The following is a 17,363-nucleotide window of genomic DNA, read 5'->3' as shown; positions in this document are numbered from 1 at the left end:
GGATTCCCATCTGGAGTGTCGATCTGCCACGGGCACACGTCAAGAGGGCGTCCAGTGGGCGGGCAGTGCGCGGGCAGGCTGTGCCGCCGATCGCCCCCCTGGTCAGTGCGACTCGCGGCTGACCTCCGAGCCGCTGGAGCCGAGGAGGAAGTCCAGGTCCGCGCCGGTGTCGGCCTGTTGGACGTGGTCGACGTAGAGCCGCTCCCAGCCCCGCCGCGGGTCGGCGAAGCCCTCCACGGTGGCCGCGTTCGGGGTGCGCGCGGCGAGTTCTTCGGCGGGCACCTCCAGGTCGATGCGGCGGGCCTCAACGTCGAGGCTGATGACGTCTCCGGTCCGTACGAGCGCGAGGGGCCCGCCCGCCGCCGCTTCCGGTGCCACGTGCAGTACGACGGTGCCGTACGCGGTGCCGCTCATCCGGCCGTCGCAGACGCGGACCATGTCCCGCACGCCCTGCTCCAACAGCTTGGTGGGGAGCGGCATGTTGGCCACCTCGGGCATGCCCGGGTAGCCCTTGGGGCCGCAGCCGCGCAGCACCAGGACGGAGTCTGCGTCGACGTCCAGGTCCGGGTCGTCGACGCGGGCGTGGAAGTCCTCGATGCTGTCGAAGACGACCGCCCGGCCCCGGTGGCGCAGCAGGTGCGGTGAGGCCGCCGCGGGTTTGATCAGGGCGCCGTCGGGGGCGAGGCTGCCGCGCAGGACGGCGATGCCGCCCTCCTCGACCAGGGGCCGGGCCCGGGTCCTGATCACCTCGGTGTCCCAGATCGGGGCGTCGTCGAGATGGTCCACCAGCGGTTTTCCGGTGACGGTCAGCGCCTCGGGGTCCAGGAGGTCGGCGACCTCGCGGAGCACGGCGAGCAGACCGCCGGCCCGGTGGAAGTCCTCCATGAGGAAGCGTCCGGCGGGCTGGAGGTCGACCAGGACGGGCACCCGGGAGCCGATGCGGTCGAAGTCGTCGAGGGTGAGGTCGATGCCCGACCGGCCCGCGATGGCGAGGAGATGGACGACCGCGTTGGTGGAGCCGCCGATCGCGGCCAGCGCCACGATCGCGTTGTGGAAGGACCCCTTGGTCAGGAGGGTGCTCGGGCGCCGCTCGGCGGACACCAGCTCGACGGCGAGGCGTCCGGTGCCGTGCGCCGCCTCCAGCAGCCGGCTGTCCGGAGCGGGCGTGCCGGCCACCCCGGGGACGACCGTGCCCAGCGCCTCGGCGACCAGGGCCATGGTGGAGGCGGTTCCCATGGTGTTGCAGTGCCCGCGGCTGCGGATCATCGAGGACTCGGAGCGGGTGAACTCCTCCTGGGACAGGGTGCCGGCCCTGACCTCCTCCGACAGCCGCCACACATCCGTGCCGCAGCCCAGCGGTGTGCCGCGGAAGGTGCCGGTCAGCATCGGTCCGCCGGGCACCACCACGGCGGGCAGGTCCACCGAGGCGGCGGCCATGAGCAGGGACGGGATCGTCTTGTCGCAGCCGCCCAGCAGGACGACTCCGTCGATGGGGTTGGCCCGCAGCATCTCCTCCGTGGCCATCGCCGCCATGTTGCGCCAGAGCATGGCGGTGGGCCGCACATTGGTCTCGCCCAGCGATACCACGGGCAGGTCGAGGGGGATGCCGCCCGCCTCGTACACGCCGTCGCGGACGGACCTCGCCACCTCGTCCAGGTGCGCGTTGCAGGGCGTCAGGTCGGAGGCGGTGTTGGCGATGGCGATCTGGGGCCGGCCGGTGAAGGCGTCGTCCGGTACCCCGCGGCGCATCCAGGCCCGGTGGATGTAGGCGTTGCGGTCCTGTCCCGCGTACCACTGCGCACTGCGAAGCCCCATCGCTCTGCTCTTTCCGGTCATCGGTACGGCGGTCTACTATCCGGAACGCGATGCAGCCTACGCAGGCGTTCCACGCTTCGACAGCCCCCGTCCCGCACGGCGCCGGGGGTGACCGCCTCGTGGGATCGGACCGGGTGCTCGCCGTGCTGAAGCAACTCGCCCGGCATCCGGACGGCGTGGCGCTCGACGAGCTCACGCGAGGCGCTCGGCCCCTGAAGGAGCCCTTCTGATGCGCGCGTTCGTCCTCACCGCCCCCGGCGAGTTCGCGGTGCGGGAGGTGCCGGCACCTGTCGCCACTCCCGGTGAGGTCGTCGTCGAGGTGGAACGGGTCGGCGTGTGCGGCACCGATCTGGAGTTCTTCACGGGGGCCATGACCTATCTCCACCAGGGACACGCCGCCTATCCGATGCGGCTGGGCCACGAGTGGGCCGGCCGGGTCCGCACGGTCGGGGCCGGTGTCGATCCCGTCTGGATCGGCCGCCGGGTCATGGGCGACACCATGCTCGGCTGCGGAACCTGCCGCCGCTGTCGGCGCGGACGGCAGCATGTGTGCGAGAAGCGCGAGGAGGTGGGCATCCGGGGTGGCCGAGCGGGTGCCCTGGCCGAACAACTCGCCGTACCAGTGGGCTCGTTGCACGTCCTGCCCGACTCCGTGGACCCGGTGCTGGGCGCGCTCGTCGAGCCGGGCGGCAACGCCCTGCGGGCCGCGCGGGCCACCGGTGCGGGGCCCGGCGACCGGGTCCTGGTGCTGGGGCCGGGGACCATCGGTCTGCTGGTCGCGCTGTTCGTCCGGGCCGCCGGTGCGCAGGTGCATCTGATGGGCGCCACCGAGGACTCCCTCGCCTTCGCGCGCTCGCTGGGCTTCCCGCACGCCTGGCGCGAGGACACTCTGCCGGACCTGCCGTTCGACGCGGTCGTCGATGCCACCAACGCGGTTCATCTGCCCGCCCGTGCAGTGGAGTCGGTAGAGCCCGGCGGGCGGCTCGTGTACATCGGTCTGGCCGCCGGACCGAGCAGGATCGACACCCGCGCGCTCGTCCTCAAGGACGTGACGGCGGTCGGGGTCCTGTCGGCCTCACCGGGGCTCGACGCCACGATCGAGGCGTACGCCGAGGGGGTCGTCGACCCGAGGCCGCTCGTGGCCGCGACCGTGGGGCTGGACGGGGTCGGCGCCGTACTCGCGGGCGGGCGCCCGGCCGGAGCGGGCAACGGCCCGAAGATCCACGTCGATCCGCACGTGATCTGATCCCGTCTCTCATGCAGGGGGAGTCCCGGTGCACTACAAGGCGCAGCCGACCGCTCAGGTCGACGAGACAGCGACGGTCGGCGACGGGACGACGGTCTGGGATCTGGCCCAGATCCGCGAGGACGCCCGGCTGGGGAGCGGGTGCGTCGTGGGCCGGGGCGCCTATGTCGGTCCCGGGGTGCGGATCGGCGATCACGTGAAGCTCCAGAACTACGCGCTGGTCTATGAACCCGCCGTACTCGAGGACGGGGTGTTCGTCGGCCCGGCCGCGGTCCTCACCAACGACTGCTTCCCGCGATCAGTGGACCCGCAGGGCCGGCCGAAGCGTGGCGGCGACTGGGAGGCCGTGGCGGTGATCGTGGCCGAGGGGGCGTCGCTGGGGGCCCGTTCGGTGTGTGTGGCGCCGGTGCGCGTAGGCCGGTGGGCGCTGGTCGCGGCGGGCGCCGTGGTGACCAGGGACGTACCGGACTTCGCGCTGGTGGCCGGTGTTCCCGCGCGCCGGATCGGCTGGGTCGGCCGGGCCGGCGTCCGGCTGGTGGGGCGGGAAGGCGAGCCGGGCGGCTGGGAGTGCCCGGAGTCGGGTGCGCTGTACGACGAGAGGGACGGCCACCTCGTCGAGCGCGCATGAGGCCTGTTTCCACCACAACGCCCGTGGCGGTGCCGTCGATGCGACCGACCGGCCACGGCTGCCTGGACCTTCCGATAACGTTTTGTCCGTGATCACGGGCGAGATCAAGGGCAGAGTGGGTCGACCGGACGCGGTGGGCATGTGACCGGCCGGCCGTCGACCGCGGTGCTGCCCCCGTCGCTGCGCGCGCGGCTCGGGCTGGTCGCGGCCCTCGCCGCACTGGTGGTCGTCGTACTCGGGGTCATGTACGCCGGCCACAGCGAGCCGGGCAGGGTGGACAGGTGGATCTTCCCGCCGACGGCGGACAGCGTGCGGCCGCCGTGGCGGCATGTCGCCGACACCCTGGACTTCCTGGGGGAACCCGCGGGATCGGTGATGGTGGTCGGGGCCGCCGTGACGGGCTGCCTGCTGCTTCGGCGTCCTCGCGCGGCCGTACTCATGGTTGCCGGCGCCGGCCTCGCCGTGGGAACGGTGACGCTGCTCAAGCACCTGGTGGGACGCACCATCCACGGCGCCGACAACCTGTCCTACCCGAGCGGACACACCGCCTTCCTCACCGCGCTCGCCTTCGCCGCGGCGCTGCTCGCGACCGACCGGCTCGGCGTCGGCGCCACGGCCGGCACGTCACTCGTGCTCGCCGCGACGCTGGTCGCCGGCGCCGCGATGGGATGGGCGGAGGTCGCCCTGGGGGCGCACTACCCGACCGACGCCCTCGGCGGCTGGTGCACCGCCCTGGCGGTGACACCGGCGACCGCCTGGCTGGTCGACCGGATCGCCGACCGGATCACCGACCGGTCGGCCGACGCCGGTCCGCGGGCGCGCCGTTGACGTCTGCTCACGCCGAGCGGCGGAACACGGGCTTCACCGGTCGTCCGCCCACCCAGGGGGTGGGGTCGGCGGCGTCCAATGCCTTCCGGTACACCGCACAGGCCTGGGCCACCACGTCGACGGTGTGATCGATGTCGGCGTCGCTGAGCGCGCTGCTCACCACGAACGACGGGGCAAGTACCCCGCCCGCGAGGAGCCGGCGCAGGAACAGGGTGCGGTACTCCTGCGACGGCTGCCCGTTCTCGTCGAGGGTGGCGAAGACCAGGTTGCTGGCCCGGCCCCGGACCACGATGTGCTCGCCGACGCCCATGCCGGCCGCCGCGTCGCGGACACCGGCGGCCAAGCGCTCGCCGAGGGTGTGCAGCCGCGCGGCGATGCCCTCTTCGGCGTAGGTGGCCTGCACGGCCATCGCGGCGGCCAGGGAGTGCGTTTCCGCGCCGTGCGTGGTGGACAGCAGGAACACCCGGTCGCCGGAGTGGCGCAGCCCGCCCCGCTCCATCAGGTCGCGGCGCCCGGCCAGTGCGGAGACGGCGAATCCGTTGCCCAGCGCCTTGCCGAACGTGGAGAGGTCGGGGACGACGCCGTACAGGCCCTGGGCGCCCGCCTCGGACCAGCGGAAACCGGTGATCATCTCGTCGAAGATCAGTACGCAGCCGTGCCGGTCGGCCAGTTCGCGCAGGCCGGCGAGGTAGCCGGGCGGCGGCTCGGTGTGGGTGGCGGGTTCGAGGATCAGACAGGCGACCTCGTCCTGGTACCGGGTGAGCAGTTCCTCCGTGGCGGCCAGGTCCCCGTAGGGGAACGCCACGGTGAGCTCGTTGGTCGCCGACGGAATGCCGGCGGACATCGGTGTGGTGCCGATGAACCAGTCGTCGGTGGAGAAGAACGGATGGTCGGCGCAGAGGGCCACCCGCTGGCGCCCGGTGGCGGCGCGGGCGAGGCGCACCGCGGCGGTGGTGGCGTCGGAGCCGTTCTTCGCGAACTTCACCATCTCGGCGGTCGGCACCGTCGCCAGGAAGCGCTCCGCGGCTTCGACCTCCACGATGGACGGCCGGACGAAGTTGCTGCCGCGGTCGATCTCCCGCCGGACCGCCTCGGTCACGCGTGGGTGGGCGTGTCCGAGGCTGACCGACCGCAGGCCGGAGCCGTACTCGATGTACCGGTTGCCGTCGACGTCCCACACGTGGGCACCGCGGCCGTGGCTGATGACCGGGGCCAGGTCCTCGGGGTACTGGTCGTCACCCTTGGCGTAGGTGTGCGCGCCCCCGGGGATCAGGGTGTGCAGCCGTTCGTTGGCCGCACGCGACCGGGGCAGTTGGAAGTCTTCGCTGTGCAAGCCGACTTCACCTTTCCATGTGCTTCAGGACCTCGGCGAGGCTCGGTGCCTCCCGGTCCCGCTGGGACATCGATGTGACGGGCAGTGGCCAGGGAATGGCGAGTTCCGGGTCGTCGAAGGCGATCGTCACGTCCTCGGAAGGATCGTGCTCCCTGTCGATACGGTAAGAGGTATCTGTGAATTCGGTAAGAGCCTGGAAGCCGTGAGCGCACCCCGCCGGGATGTACACGGACTTCTGCGTCTCACCGGACAGCTCGAAGAAGGCCCGGTTCCGGTACGTCGGCGAGTTGGGCCGCAGGTCCACGACGACGTCGAAGATCTGCCCGTAGGAGCATCGCACCAGCTTGGCCTCGCCGGCGCCGGAGCGCAGGTGCAGGCCGCGCAGCACGCCCCGGACCGAGCGGGACACGCTGTCCTGGACGAAGGCGTGCGGATCGAGGCCCACCGAGCGGACCACGTCGACGTCGAAGGTGCGGCAGAAGAAGCCGCGTTCGTCGGCGTACGGCGTCGGCTCGAACAGGTACGCGCCGGCGATCTCCGGGACTTCGGTCGCTTTCATCGGGCCTTCCGCGGGGCGTGGGCGTGGGAGTTCGCCGGGAACAGGGTCGTGGTCAAGGCGGTGAACTGCTGGGCGAGTTGCTGTGCGGCGACCCGGTTTCGCTCGGCGAGGGTCTGCCGTAGCTCCACCGCGTGCTTCTCCAGGTCCCGGAACTGTTCGAGCAGCCGGTCGGCGTCGACCTCGCGTGCCGGGTGGCAGTACGCGCCGAGGCCCATCCGGTCCATGAGGGCGTCGCTCTTCGCCGCATAGGAGACGGCGAGCACGGGCGTTCCGGTCTTCAGCGCGCAGATCAGGTTGTGGTAGCGGACGGCCACCACGGTGTCGGCGGCCGCCATCTCCTTCATCAGGTCGGCCAGTGAGGCCGGTTCGGCCGCGGTGACCATCGGTGAGTCGACGGCGTCGAGGATCGCTGCGACCACCGGCAGGTCGCACTCGTCGCCGGTGAGCAGCCGGACCGGTCTGCCCTCCTCGACCAGGGTGCGGACGAACGTGATCGTCCCGTCGAGGTAGCGCCGGTAGATCTCGTCGGCCCGGGCGCGGTCGTCGTTGCTGCCGTGGAAGTCCATGACGCCGAGGCAGACTAAACCCGGTGTGCGGGCGGGCTCGCTCGCCCGAGGCGCCGGCAGGGAGAACGCGAGGTCCGGGTAGACCTCGTCGCGCGCGGTGTCCACGCCCATCGCCCGCATCGCGTCGCGGGACTGGTCGTCCCGGTACGAGCGGTACGCGGCGAGCCGTGCCGACCAGCGCACCAGGGCACGGGTGGGCCGGTTGCGGATCCCGGCGGCGCCGACGCTGACCAGCGCGACCCGGGTCCCCAGCAGCCGGCCGCTCGCGCAGAGCAGGAACAGCGAGTATGGGAAGCCCCACGGGCGCAGCGGCAGGGTGGCCTCCAGGACGCCCATGCCCGGCACGATCACCACGTCGTGCCGACGCACCCAGGCGGCGGTGCGGAAGATATCGACGAGTTTGCCGAGTCCCTTCGACGCGATGGCGCCCGCACGGGACGCGGTCCCGTACTCCGCGCGGTTCCAGTGCAGCCGCGTCGCGGGGATCCCGAACCTGGCCGTCACCGCATCGGGTCCGCCGCACAGTGCGTCCACGCTCGCGTCCGGGTGCTCGGCGCGGAGGTAGCCGAGGACGGCCTCGAGTGACCCGTCGTTGCCGAGGTTGCCGGAGCCGAGCAGGCCGAACACTCCCACGCGTGTCGCCGACGTCATGCCCGCCGCCCCTCACGGCCCGCGACGAGGGCGTCGACGGAGACGGTCAGCTTGGCCGGGTCGACCGGGGCGCGGTCCTCGACCCGCTCGCCGGCGCCCGGCCGGACCCGGCTGGTCATCCATGCGGCCAGGTGGCGGTAGCACTCACGCCGGTCGGCCGGCGACAAGGGGGCCCGCCGGATCGCCGAGGCGAAGCCCCAGACGTACTCGGCGAGCAGCCGGGGCGTCGGGTGCAGCGGGCCGGCCCGGCGCGGGTCCAGGTTGACGCACCGGGAGCGCTTGGACGGGTTCGCCCGCTCGGCGCGGTTGGGGTGGTCGCGGCGGAAGTACAGCAGCTCCGGCACCTGGTGGAAGCGCCCGTGCAGGGTGATCTCGGCGACGTACGTGCGGTCCGCGTGGTGGTAGCTGTCCATCGGTTTCACCCGGCGCAGCACGTCGGTCCGCATCACCCCGTAGAAGTCGTCGCCACCGGGCTCGAACAGCAGACTGCGGAAGCGGTCCGGAGCGTGCGGCGAGTCGGTGGCGAGCGTGTAGTCGTAGGGGACCTTGACCTGGCCGTCGCCGTCGATGACCGCCTGGTCGGTGTGCGCGAGGATCACGTCCGGACGCTCGTCCAGCGCCTCGATGCAGCGCCGCAGCAGATCACGGCCGTAGAGGTCGTCGTGCGAGGCCCACTTGAACAACTCGCCGCGGGCTTCGTCGAGCACACGGTTGTGGTTCGGCGTGGCGCCGACGTTCCGGGGCAGCCGGACGTACCGGATGCGCGAGTCCTGCGCGGCGTACTTGCGGCAGATGTCCTCGGTCCCGTCGGTGGAGGCGTTGTCGGAGATGACCAGTTCGAAGTCCTCGTAGGTCTGTCCGAGCAGCGCGTCGAGCGATTCCGCCAGGTACTCCTCGCCGTTGTACACGGGCAGGCCGATGGTCAGCCTGGGTTGGGAGGTCATGAGGTCCTCACTTCGGGGATGGGGTTGTGGCGGTGCTCGCGCAGGGCGGACCGCAGTTGCAGCCACCACACGGCCGAGCCGCTGACGGTCGCGGCGGCGACGCCCCAGGCCGAGCCGACCGTGCCGGCCAGGGCCGCCCCGCCGAGCCCGCCGCTGACGTAGAAGGCGGAGGCGAACAGTTGGCAGCGCAGGCTGCGCCGGGCGGCGCCGAGGGCGCGCAGCCCGGCCGCCGCGCCGGTGCCGAGGCCCGCGCCCGCGACGCTGAGGGTGATCGGCACGATGAGATGCGAGGAGGAGTGCCAGACGCCGCCGAGCAGGAGGTCGCCGAGCCGGTTCGGCAGCAGCAGCAACGAGCCGCCCCACAGCAGAGCGGCGGCGGCCTGTCCGCCGCCCAGCAGGAGGCAGAACGTGCCCAGGCGGTGCGGGGCCTGCCGCAGTACCCGTGCCGCCTCCGGGACGGTGACCAGCGACAGGCCCATCAGTACGGCGAGGAAGGGGCCCATCAGGAGCTCGGCACCCCGCACCGCGCCTACCGCTCCGACCCCGACGATCGCGCCGAGCCCGTAGGCCCGCAGTTGGCTGGCGCCGCTGAGGCTGACGTTCTCGACCAGGTACCGGTAGCCGAGATCGCGCTGCTCGCGAAGCCACCCGCGCGCCTCGGCCATCCGGGGCCGGATGCCGGACTGGTAGCAGCCGTACGCGGCGGCCACCGCGGCGGACGCGCCCCAGGCGAGCACGAAGGCGGCCACGGTGTCCACGTGGGCCGCCGCCACCAGGGCCGGGACGAGCGCCACGCACCATACGACGTCGTTGACGAAGGCCTTCCGCCCGGCGCCGGCGGCGAAGAACGAGAACCGCCAGGCGTCCTGCAGCAGCAGTCCGGGCAGCATGACGCCCAGGCAGGCGAACGCGGGCCCCAGCCGGCCGCCGAGCGCCAGCCCGGCCACCACGGACACCGCACCTATGGCGGTACCGACGCCGAGTGCGGTACCCGTCGACCGGGCCACCGCCCCGCGCCAGGAGGCCTCCGGCACGCCGCTGAAGCGCACCATGAGCGGATCGGTGGCCAGGCCGCGGGAGACGTTGAGCACCACGCCGTAGGTGACCCACGCCAGGCTGAACACGCCGAACGCGGTCACCCCCAGCGAGCGGGCCACGTAGATGCCCACCGCGAAGTTGCTGATGCTGGAGGCCGCCTGGTCGGCCAGTCCCCAGGACAGCCGGCCGACGAGGGCCCTCTTGGCGGATCCGGCCGCCGCCGTCGTCTGCTCCTTCTCGGTGGTCATCGGCGTCAGGCCTTGATCAGCCCGGCGCCGTGCAGGGCCCCGGCGGCGTCGGCGACGGTGTCGAACGGCAGCCCGGACCGCTGGGCGACGTCCAGCAGACTGTGCTCGCCGTCGGAGAGGTTGAGCACCCAGAGCATGGCCATCTGGGCCTGCTTGGTGTCGCTGCGGCCGCCGAGCGCGTCGTACAACCCGCGGCGGCCCAACTGCGGTTCGCCGTAGGGGCTGAGGTTGAGATACCGCCGGTTGCGGTCCAGGACGGCGAACGCCTCGCGGCAGACGGCGAGGGTGTCCGCCATCGCCTCCGGGGAGACGAAGTCCAGGTTGTCCGCCGACGTGTGGTACTCGGGGTAGCCCGCGTACGGGGTCCGGGTGAGCGAACCGACGCCGAGGTTGAACCCGGGCGAGCAGTACTGCCGCTCGTCGTAGCCGTACGGGGTGAACTCGGCGACGCGGTGCGGGCGTTCGGAATCGGCCAGCACGTGCTGCAGCACCCGGTCGATCTCCGCGTCGCCGCGCCTGCTCTGCTTGTACGTCAGTTGGCCCCGGTCGCCGGCGCAGGCCAGCACGACGCCGTGCTTGACCCGTTCCACCCGCTCCCTGTTCTGCGCCAGCCAGGTGATCGCCCCGATGGTGCCGGGCGCGAAGATGAACCGGTAGGTGTAGTACGGCGTTTGCTCGGCCAGCGCCTTGGCGAGGAACACCGCCACCGCGACGCCGGCCATGTTGTCGTTGGCCAGCGCCGGGTGGCAGACGTGGCAGGAGACGATCACCTCGTCGGCGACCTGACCGGGGACCACGTGCTCGGCGTAGGTGAGGTGGCCGTCGGCGAGCGTGGAGTCGATGCGCACCTCGTACTCGCCGTCGGGCATCGCATCCAGCGTGTCCTGGGCCAGGCAGAAGCCCCACTCCGGCTTGTAGTAGCTGGTCCGGTACGGCACCCAGGACGGCTGGTCCGGCAGGGTGTGCAGGTGGTCGCGCAACTCGGACAGCGGCATGGTCGCCGACACCGGAACGCTGTATCCGAGCACGTGCAGGCTGGACTCGGCGAAGTCGACGACCCGGTTGCCGGCGGGGTCGGCGATGTACGCGTCCCGGATGTTCCACTCCTGCGGCACCGTCCAGTCGAGGACCTGGGTCCCGGTCGGCACCTCGTGGACCTGCAGCGGGATGTACTCGCCGACGATGTCCAGGGTGGCGCGCACACCGTCGCCGGTGATGCTGCGGCACAGCGGGTACAGCCGCTCCACCAGCGCGTACATCTCCTCGCCGGCCGAGGTCGTCGGCTGTTCGCCGCCCGCGGTCATCCGCGCCACCGCAGGGTGTCGTCGACGGTGCCGGCCTCGGACGCCGCGCGCAGCACGGCCAGGCGGGTGAAGCGCTGCTCGAAGTTCTCCTTGGTCAGCCCGAACTTCCGGTAGGCGTCGGCGAGTTCGAGCGCGCCGCGCTTGACCGACCACTCGATGTCGAAGCCGGGGATCGCGGCGCGGAACCGGGAGAAGTCCACCCGGTAGGACCGCGGGTCGGCGCCGTTCTCCCCGGTGATGTTCACCTTGGAGCCGGGCACCGTCTCGGCGACCTGCTCGGCGATCTCGGCGACCGTGACGTTGTTGGTCTCGCTGCCGATGTTGAACGCCCGGTCGTGCACCGCGTCCCGAGGCGCGGTCAGCGCGGCCGTGAAGGCCCGTGCGATGTCGGCGGCGTGCACCAGCGGGCGCCAGGGGGTCCCGTCGGAGAGCACCAGGACCTCGCCGGACAGCAGCGCGTGGCCCACCAGGTTGTTCAGCACGATGTCGGCGCGCAGCCGGGGCGAGTAGCCGAAGGCGGTGGCGTTGCGCATGTACACCGGGGTGAAGTCGTCGTCGGCCAGCGCGTGCAGGTCGTCCTCCACCCGGACCTTGGACTCCGCGTACGGGGTCACCGGGCGCAGCGGGGCGTCCTCGCCCACCAGGTCGTCGCCGCCTGCGGCGCCGTAGACCGAGCAGGTGGACGCGTACAGGAAGCGCCGCACTCCGGCTTCGCGGGCCAACCGGGCGAGGTGGACGGACGCGTGGTGGTTGATGTCGTAGGTGAGTTCAGGCGCCAGCGAGCCCAGCGGGTCGTTGGACAGGGCCGCCAGGTGGATCACGGCGTCCACCCCGGCCACGTGTTCGGCGGTGACGTCGCGCAGGTCCACCCGGTGCCCTTGCGGGTCCGCGGGCGTCGGGCCGAGGACGGAGTCGGCGAACAGGCCGGCGTCGAGGCCGACGACCTCGTGCCCCGCGGCGGCGAGGACCGGGGCCATGACGGTTCCCAGGTATCCCTGGTGTCCGGTCAGTAGTACGCGCATGGTTCAAGCCCCCAGGTCGAGCGTGAGTTTGGTGACGGCGAACGCCTCGGCGTATCGCTCGTGGCATTCAATGCCGCGGATCCGTGCGAGGCCGAGGAAGGCCTCACGGTCGTACCAGGGCCGGTGCCGCTGCGAGGCGTAGTGCTCCTGCAGCAGCCGTACCTTCTGTTCGGCGATCTCCGTCGACAGCGGCTGGTACGCGGCCATACGGCCGAGGTCGCCGTCCCACTTGACGATCTCGTAGCCGAGCACGAGGTGGTCGCGGAAGGCGGTGGGTATCAGCTGCGCCAGGCCGCGGTGGTCCTGGTGCGCGTCGTCGGTGCGGGGGGCCAGGATCAGGTCCGGGTCGGTCTGCGCGCGCAGTTCCTCGACCGCGGCCTTGGCCTCGTCCCAGTGCACGGGCATACGGCCGTCCGGCAGTTTGAGCACGGTCAGCCGCAGGTCGGCGCCCGGGCAGAAGGCGGCGAGCGCGGCCCGCTCCTCCTGCTCGCGGTCGGTGCCACCGCCGGAGAGCACCAGCGCGTCGACACGGAGGCCAGGCCGTGCCTGACACAGCGTCAGCAGTGTGCCGCCGACGCCGATGGCGATGTCGTCGCAGTGCGCGCCCACCGCGACGATCCGCTCCGGGCGCCCGGCGCCGAGCCGGATCACGCGCTCACCCCGGCGTCGTCCCGTTCCCACACGGCCCACGGGCGGTCGCCCAGGGTGTAGGCGGCGTCGAGCGCGGCCCGCTCCTTCACGGTGTCGGTCGGCTTCCAGAAGCCGCGGTGCTGGTGCGCCACCAGCCGCCCGCGCTTGGCGAGTTGGCCGCATCCGTCGGCCACCAGGTCACCGTTCTCCGGTATGTGGTCGAAGACTTCCTGGCGGAGCACGAAGTAGCCGCCGTTCTCCCACAGCGGCATGTCGCTCACCGCGGTGATGCCGCCCACCAGGCCGTCCTCGCCCAACTCCACGCAGTGGAAGGAGGACTGGGGCGGCACGACCATCATCGAGGCGCCGGCGTCGCGCTGGGAGAACTTCTCGATCATCTCGGGCAGCGGGGCGTCGGTGAGGACGTCGGCGTAGTTGGCGAGGAACATCTCGTCGCCGTCCAGGTGGTGGCGCACCCGGCGCAGCCGCTCCCCGATCGGTGACTCGATGCCGGTCTGCGCGAACGTGATCGTCCAGTCGGCTATGTCGGTGGACAGCAGCTCGGTCTGGCCCTTGCGCAGCACGAAGTCGTTGGACGTCGTCTCCTCGTAGTTGAGGAAGAAGTCCTTGATGTGGTGGGCGCCGTAGCCGAGGCACAGGATGAACTCCGTGTGCCCGAAGTGCGCGTAGTAGCGCATGACGTGCCAGATCAGCGGTCTGGGGCCGACCATCGCCATCGGCTTGGGCACGTCGTCGGCGGCACCGCTCCGCATCCGCATCCCGTAACCGCCGCAGAACAGAACGACCTTCATGCTGTGACCTTTCGGGACGCGCCTTCGACAACGCTCAGTTCCGGGATGGGGAAGACAAGCCGGCCGCCCCACTCGTGCACGAAGGACAGCTGCTCGGTGAGTTCGGCCCGCAGGTTCCACGGGAGGATGAGCACGTAGTCCGGCTTGTCCTCGGCTATCTGCTCGGGCGGCAGGATCGGGATGCGGGTGCCCGGGGTGAACCGGCCGTGCTTGTAGGGGTTGCGGTCGACCGTGTACGCGAGCAGGTCGGGGCGGATGCCGCAGTGGTTGAGCAGGGTGTTGCCCTTGCCGGGGGCGCCGTAGCCGACGACCGTCTCGCCGCGCTCGGCCGCCTCGATGAGGAACTTGAGGAGGTCCCGGCGCACCTTGGCCACCCGGGCGGAGAACTCGGTGTAGCCGGACAGCTCCTGCAGCCCGGCGGCCTTCTCCCGGGCCAGTACGTCGGCCACCCGCTGTGTCGGCTCGCCGGCCACCTCGGCCGGGCGGGACCACAGCCGGATGGAGCCGCCGTGCGTGGGCAGCAACTCGACGTCCACGAGCGTGAGTCCGCCGCTCGCCAGGGCCTGGATCGCGGACGCGACCGTGTAGTACTGGAAGTGCTCGTGGTAGATCGTGTCGTACTGGTTGTCCTCGATCAGGGTCAGCAGGTGCTGCACCTCGATGGAGACCCAGCCGTCGTCGGCGACCAGGGCGCGCAGTCCCTGGGTGAAGCCGACCACGTCGGGGATGTGCGCGTACACGTTGTTGGCCACGACCAGGTTCGCCGGGCCGTGCTCCTCGCGGACGGCCGCGCCGGTCTCCGGGCTCAGGAACTCGGTGAGTGTGGGTACGCCCTTGTCCCGTGCCGCCGCGCCGACGTTCACAGACGGCTCGATGCCCAGGCAGCGGATCCCCCGGTCCACCACATGCCTCAGCAGGTACCCGTCATTGCTCGCGACCTCGACCACGAAGGCGTCGGAGCCGTCGGATCCGTCGGTGTCGATCCCCACTCGCTGTACGGCGTCGGCGACGAACGTACGCGCGTGCTCCACCCAGGAGGTCGAGAAGGAGGAGAAGTACGCGTACTCCTTGAACGTCTCCTCCGGCGTGATCAGCGGCGGGATCTGCGCGAGCCAGCAGTCGGTGCAGACCTGCAGGTGCAGCGGGTACGCGGGCTCCGGCTGGTCGAGTTGGTCCGCGGCGAGAAAGCTCTCACATGGTGGCGTCGCCCCGAGGTCGACGACGCTCGCCATCGCTTCCGAGCCGCACAGTCGGCATCGTGTCATCTACTGTTCCCATCCCCCCAGCTCGCGCGGGTGTCCCCGCCGCGAGTCAGCGCTGACCGACCCGCGATCGCGGTGCGGTACTCGTCAACCAGGCGGTCAAGGCCGACCGTCGGGCTGAAACCCTGTTCGTAGCGGCGCCGGGCCGCCTCGCCCATCTCCCGGTTGCGGGCCGGCTCGGCCGCGATCCGGCGTAGGCAGGACGCGAGCGAGGCGGATTCGCCCGGCCGGTGCAGCAGCCCGGTCACCCCGTCCTCGACGAGTTCGACGAAGGCGCCGTGGCCGGCGGCGACGACCGGGACCCCGGCCGCCATCGCCTCCACGACCACCAGGCCGAACGCCTCCAGCCACGTCGACGGAGCCACCACGGCGACCGACCGCGCGATGGCCTTCTGGCACTCCGCCGTGTCGTACAGGCCGACGTACCGCACGTCGTCCCGGCCCGCCGCCCAGGCGATGACCTCTGCCTCCAGTGGTCCGGTGCCGGCGATCACGAGCGGTACTCCCACCCCGCCGCTCGCCGCGATCTCGTCCCACGCGGCCATGAGCAGCCGTACGCCCTTGGCCTCCGCGAGCCGGCCGAGATAGAGCAGATGCTCTCCCCCGTCCTCTCGGCGCGCGTCCGGGTCGGGCACGAAGTTGTGCTTCACCGCCAGCCGCTCGGCCGGCATGCCGGCCCGCACCAGGACGTCACGCTGCGCCGCGGAGATGCACAGGAAGCGCTCCACGCCGGACCACCACCGGCGCCGGTTGGCCGACAGGCTGACCGCGAGCGGCACGGTCGCGAGGCGGGAGCCCCGGTAGCAGCCGTGCCGGACGGCGGGCAGCGGCGTCGATCCGACGCATTCGGTGCACGGCCTGCCGTCCCGCTGCAGGGTGCCGGGCGGGCAGACCTGGGTGTAGTTGTGCAGCGTCGCCACGGCGGGCACGCCGGCGTCGGCGCAGGCGGCGAGCACCGCGGGCGACAGGAGCGGGAAGACGTTGTGGACGTGGACGACGTCCGGCTGCTCGGTGCGGAGCCGGGTGGCGAGTTCGGTGCGGACCGCCGGGTTCCACGGCACCCGCAGGGGCACCGCTACCTTGGCGAGGAGGGACATGGCGCCGATGTCGTCGCTGCGCCGCTCGAACGTCTCGACCCGGTGGCCGCCCTCGCGCAGCAGCTCCACCTCCTGGTCGACGACCTTGTTCTCGCCGCTCGGCTGCGCCGAGCCGTAACGGTTGTGCACCACGAGTACGTGCATGCTCACCTCACCTCCGATCTCTGGGCCCAGCGCGGGACGCGTGGTCGCGGGACGGCCGGCGTCGCGAGGGGGTTCGCCTCGGCAGGTGCCGCCAACAGCGAGACGGCCAGGGCCAGATGCAGCAGATACGGCGAGGCGTCGCCGAGACCGGCCTCGGTGTACGACGCGATCGCGCAGTAGCTGATCAGGAAGATCGCGCAGGCCCGCTGCAGCGACGGTGGCCGCAGCAACGCGACGCCGCCCAGCACGATGATGATCGCCGCGACGAGGCCGACGCCGATCAGACCCTGCTCGTTGTAGACGGCCAGCCAGCTGTTGTCGATCGGCAGCCCGCCGAACGACTTGTCGCCCAGGCCGACGCCGAACCACTTCTCCCCGGTCGACCGGGGTGCGGCCAGCAGGGCGTCCCAGACCTTGGCGCGACCGGTGAGGCTGGAGAAGTTGTCCTTGGTCTGTCCGCGCAGGAACCACGCCTGCAGAGCGGAGGCGAACCCCACCGCGGCCACCGTGGCGATCGCCACCGCCCAGGTGAAGAAGCGGCGGGCCGCGGCGCTGGTGAGCAGGAGCGATCCGATCGCCAGCACCAGCCCGAGGAGCAGGCCGAGCGTGGCCGTACGGGTATGGGTCAGCGCGAGCAGGACGAGTGACGGCACGATGATGACCGCCGCGCTGGTCCGGTCGGTCCGGCGGCCCAGGAGGAGCAGCACGGTGAGCCCGATGATCACCGCGGCGTACTGGCCGATCTGCGGCGGGGTGAGCGGCCACAGCGCGCCGACGAGGCGCCCGCCGTAGAGGTCGGGCAGGGCCGCGCCCGGTGAGACGGCAAGGCCCAGGGCCACCGACCCGAGCACTGCGAAGTACATCCGGATGTGGTGCCGTACGAAGGTCAGGCTGCCGTCCCACCAGCGGCTGAGCAGCCACAGCGTGCCGACGAAGAGCGTCAGCCGGAAGCAGCGGAACAGCGCGCCGAACCCGGACTCCAGGTGAGCGCTGGAGATCACGCTCGTCACCAGGAGCAGGGTGAGCAGGAACACGTATGCGCTGGCTCGGATGCGCAAGCGGGCATTGATGGCGAGCGCCAGCGTGAACGCGGCGACCAGCGCGCCCATGGTGACCATCTGGATGAGGGAGCGGGGCAGCGGGACGATGGTCTTCGCCCCGGCGGAGCCGAGCGTGTTGAGGACCAGCAGCCCCCAGATCACCCCGACGATCTTCGGTGTGCGCTCTGCCTCCATC

The 17,363-nt window shown here is 71.7% G+C and carries 16 protein-coding genes and 1 pseudogene; 4 read left to right on the top strand and 13 right to left on the bottom strand.

The window, feature by feature from the left end; translation table 11 throughout:
• Nucleotides 1–102: 102 nt before the first annotated feature.
• Nucleotides 103–1,815, bottom strand: coding sequence for an IlvD/Edd family dehydratase (locus ACFYRX_RS22510; protein WP_389102400.1), 1,713 nt, complete (start codon nt 1,813–1,815; stop codon nt 103–105).
• Between the two features lie 50 nt (nt 1,816–1,865).
• Between ACFYRX_RS22510 and ACFYRX_RS22505 the strand changes: the two are divergent.
• The 4 genes and pseudogenes from ACFYRX_RS22505 to ACFYRX_RS22490 all read left to right on the top strand — a co-directional run.
• A pseudogene (locus ACFYRX_RS22505) lies at nt 1,866–2,015 on the top strand (IclR family transcriptional regulator); the annotation flags it as partial.
• A gap of 29 nt (nt 2,016–2,044) precedes the next feature.
• Nucleotides 2,045–3,061, top strand: a complete 1,017-nt coding sequence (locus tag ACFYRX_RS22500; RefSeq protein WP_389102398.1) for a zinc-binding dehydrogenase — start codon at nt 2,045–2,047, stop codon at nt 3,059–3,061.
• Between the two features lie 28 nt (nt 3,062–3,089).
• Nucleotides 3,090–3,689: an acyltransferase gene (locus ACFYRX_RS22495; RefSeq protein ID WP_389102396.1), complete on the top strand. Its 600-nt coding sequence runs from the start codon at nt 3,090–3,092 to the stop codon at nt 3,687–3,689.
• A gap of 141 nt (nt 3,690–3,830) precedes the next feature.
• Nucleotides 3,831–4,517, top strand: a complete 687-nt coding sequence (locus tag ACFYRX_RS22490) for a phosphatase PAP2 family protein (RefSeq protein ID WP_389102393.1) — start codon at nt 3,831–3,833, stop codon at nt 4,515–4,517.
• Between the two features lie 7 nt (nt 4,518–4,524).
• On the opposite strand, the gene ACFYRX_RS22485 is transcribed toward ACFYRX_RS22490, so the two are convergent.
• Genes ACFYRX_RS22485 through ACFYRX_RS22430 form a run of 12 tightly spaced genes read right to left on the bottom strand, consistent with a single transcriptional unit; the run spans nt 4,525 to nt 17,362 of the window.
• Nucleotides 4,525–5,850, bottom strand: coding sequence for a glutamate-1-semialdehyde 2,1-aminomutase (locus ACFYRX_RS22485; protein ID WP_389102391.1), 1,326 nt, complete (start codon nt 5,848–5,850; stop codon nt 4,525–4,527).
• A gap of 7 nt (nt 5,851–5,857) precedes the next feature.
• The gene (gene rfbC, locus ACFYRX_RS22480; protein ID WP_389102389.1) at nt 5,858–6,409 is read right to left on the bottom strand and encodes a dTDP-4-dehydrorhamnose 3,5-epimerase; all 552 of its coding nucleotides are present in this window, start codon (nt 6,407–6,409) and stop codon (nt 5,858–5,860) included.
• The gene (locus tag ACFYRX_RS22475) at nt 6,406–7,626 is read right to left on the bottom strand and encodes a polysaccharide pyruvyl transferase family protein (RefSeq protein WP_389102387.1); all 1,221 of its coding nucleotides are present in this window, start codon (nt 7,624–7,626) and stop codon (nt 6,406–6,408) included. Before ACFYRX_RS22475 ends, rfbC begins: the two co-directional genes overlap by 4 nt.
• Entirely contained in the window at nt 7,623–8,570 is a 948-nt protein-coding gene (locus ACFYRX_RS22470; RefSeq protein ID WP_389102384.1) for a glycosyltransferase family 2 protein, read from the bottom strand. Before ACFYRX_RS22470 ends, ACFYRX_RS22475 begins: the two co-directional genes overlap by 4 nt.
• The gene (locus ACFYRX_RS22465) at nt 8,567–9,856 is read right to left on the bottom strand and encodes a hypothetical protein (RefSeq protein ID WP_389102382.1); all 1,290 of its coding nucleotides are present in this window, start codon (nt 9,854–9,856) and stop codon (nt 8,567–8,569) included. Before ACFYRX_RS22465 ends, ACFYRX_RS22470 begins: the two co-directional genes overlap by 4 nt.
• Nucleotides 9,857–9,861: 5 nt before the next feature.
• Entirely contained in the window at nt 9,862–11,160 is a 1,299-nt protein-coding gene (locus ACFYRX_RS22460; protein ID WP_389102380.1) for a DUF4910 domain-containing protein, read from the bottom strand.
• Nucleotides 11,157–12,182, bottom strand: a complete 1,026-nt coding sequence (locus ACFYRX_RS22455) for an NAD-dependent epimerase/dehydratase family protein (RefSeq protein WP_389102377.1) — start codon at nt 12,180–12,182, stop codon at nt 11,157–11,159. Before ACFYRX_RS22455 ends, ACFYRX_RS22460 begins: the two co-directional genes overlap by 4 nt.
• Before the next feature lie 3 nt (nt 12,183–12,185).
• Complete coding sequence (locus ACFYRX_RS22450) at nt 12,186–12,833, bottom strand: PIG-L deacetylase family protein (protein WP_389102374.1); 648 nt, start codon at nt 12,831–12,833, stop codon at nt 12,186–12,188.
• On the bottom strand, nt 12,830–13,624 hold the full coding sequence (locus tag ACFYRX_RS22445; RefSeq protein ID WP_389102371.1) for a glucose-1-phosphate cytidylyltransferase: 795 nt from the start codon (nt 13,622–13,624) through the stop codon (nt 12,830–12,832). The genes ACFYRX_RS22450 and ACFYRX_RS22445 overlap by 4 nt, the downstream gene beginning before the upstream one ends.
• Complete coding sequence (locus tag ACFYRX_RS22440; protein WP_389102368.1) at nt 13,621–14,889, bottom strand: class I SAM-dependent methyltransferase; 1,269 nt, start codon at nt 14,887–14,889, stop codon at nt 13,621–13,623. Before ACFYRX_RS22440 ends, ACFYRX_RS22445 begins: the two co-directional genes overlap by 4 nt.
• On the bottom strand, nt 14,886–16,127 hold the full coding sequence (locus ACFYRX_RS22435) for a glycosyltransferase (RefSeq protein WP_389102366.1): 1,242 nt from the start codon (nt 16,125–16,127) through the stop codon (nt 14,886–14,888). Before ACFYRX_RS22435 ends, ACFYRX_RS22440 begins: the two co-directional genes overlap by 4 nt.
• A gap of 2 nt (nt 16,128–16,129) precedes the next feature.
• Nucleotides 16,130–17,362 carry an O-antigen ligase domain-containing protein gene (locus ACFYRX_RS22430; protein WP_389102363.1) on the bottom strand — a complete coding sequence of 411 codons (1,233 nt, stop codon included), beginning with the start codon at nt 17,360–17,362 and terminating at the stop codon, nt 16,130–16,132.
• Nucleotide 17,363 lies beyond the last annotated feature (1 nt).

It is taken from the genome of Streptomyces sp. NPDC005374, from assembly GCF_042872225.1.
Lineage (GTDB): Bacteria > Actinomycetota > Actinomycetes > Streptomycetales > Streptomycetaceae > Streptomyces.
The sequence above is the reverse complement of the archived record's forward strand: the minus strand, read 5'-3'. Positions and strand labels throughout refer to the sequence as shown.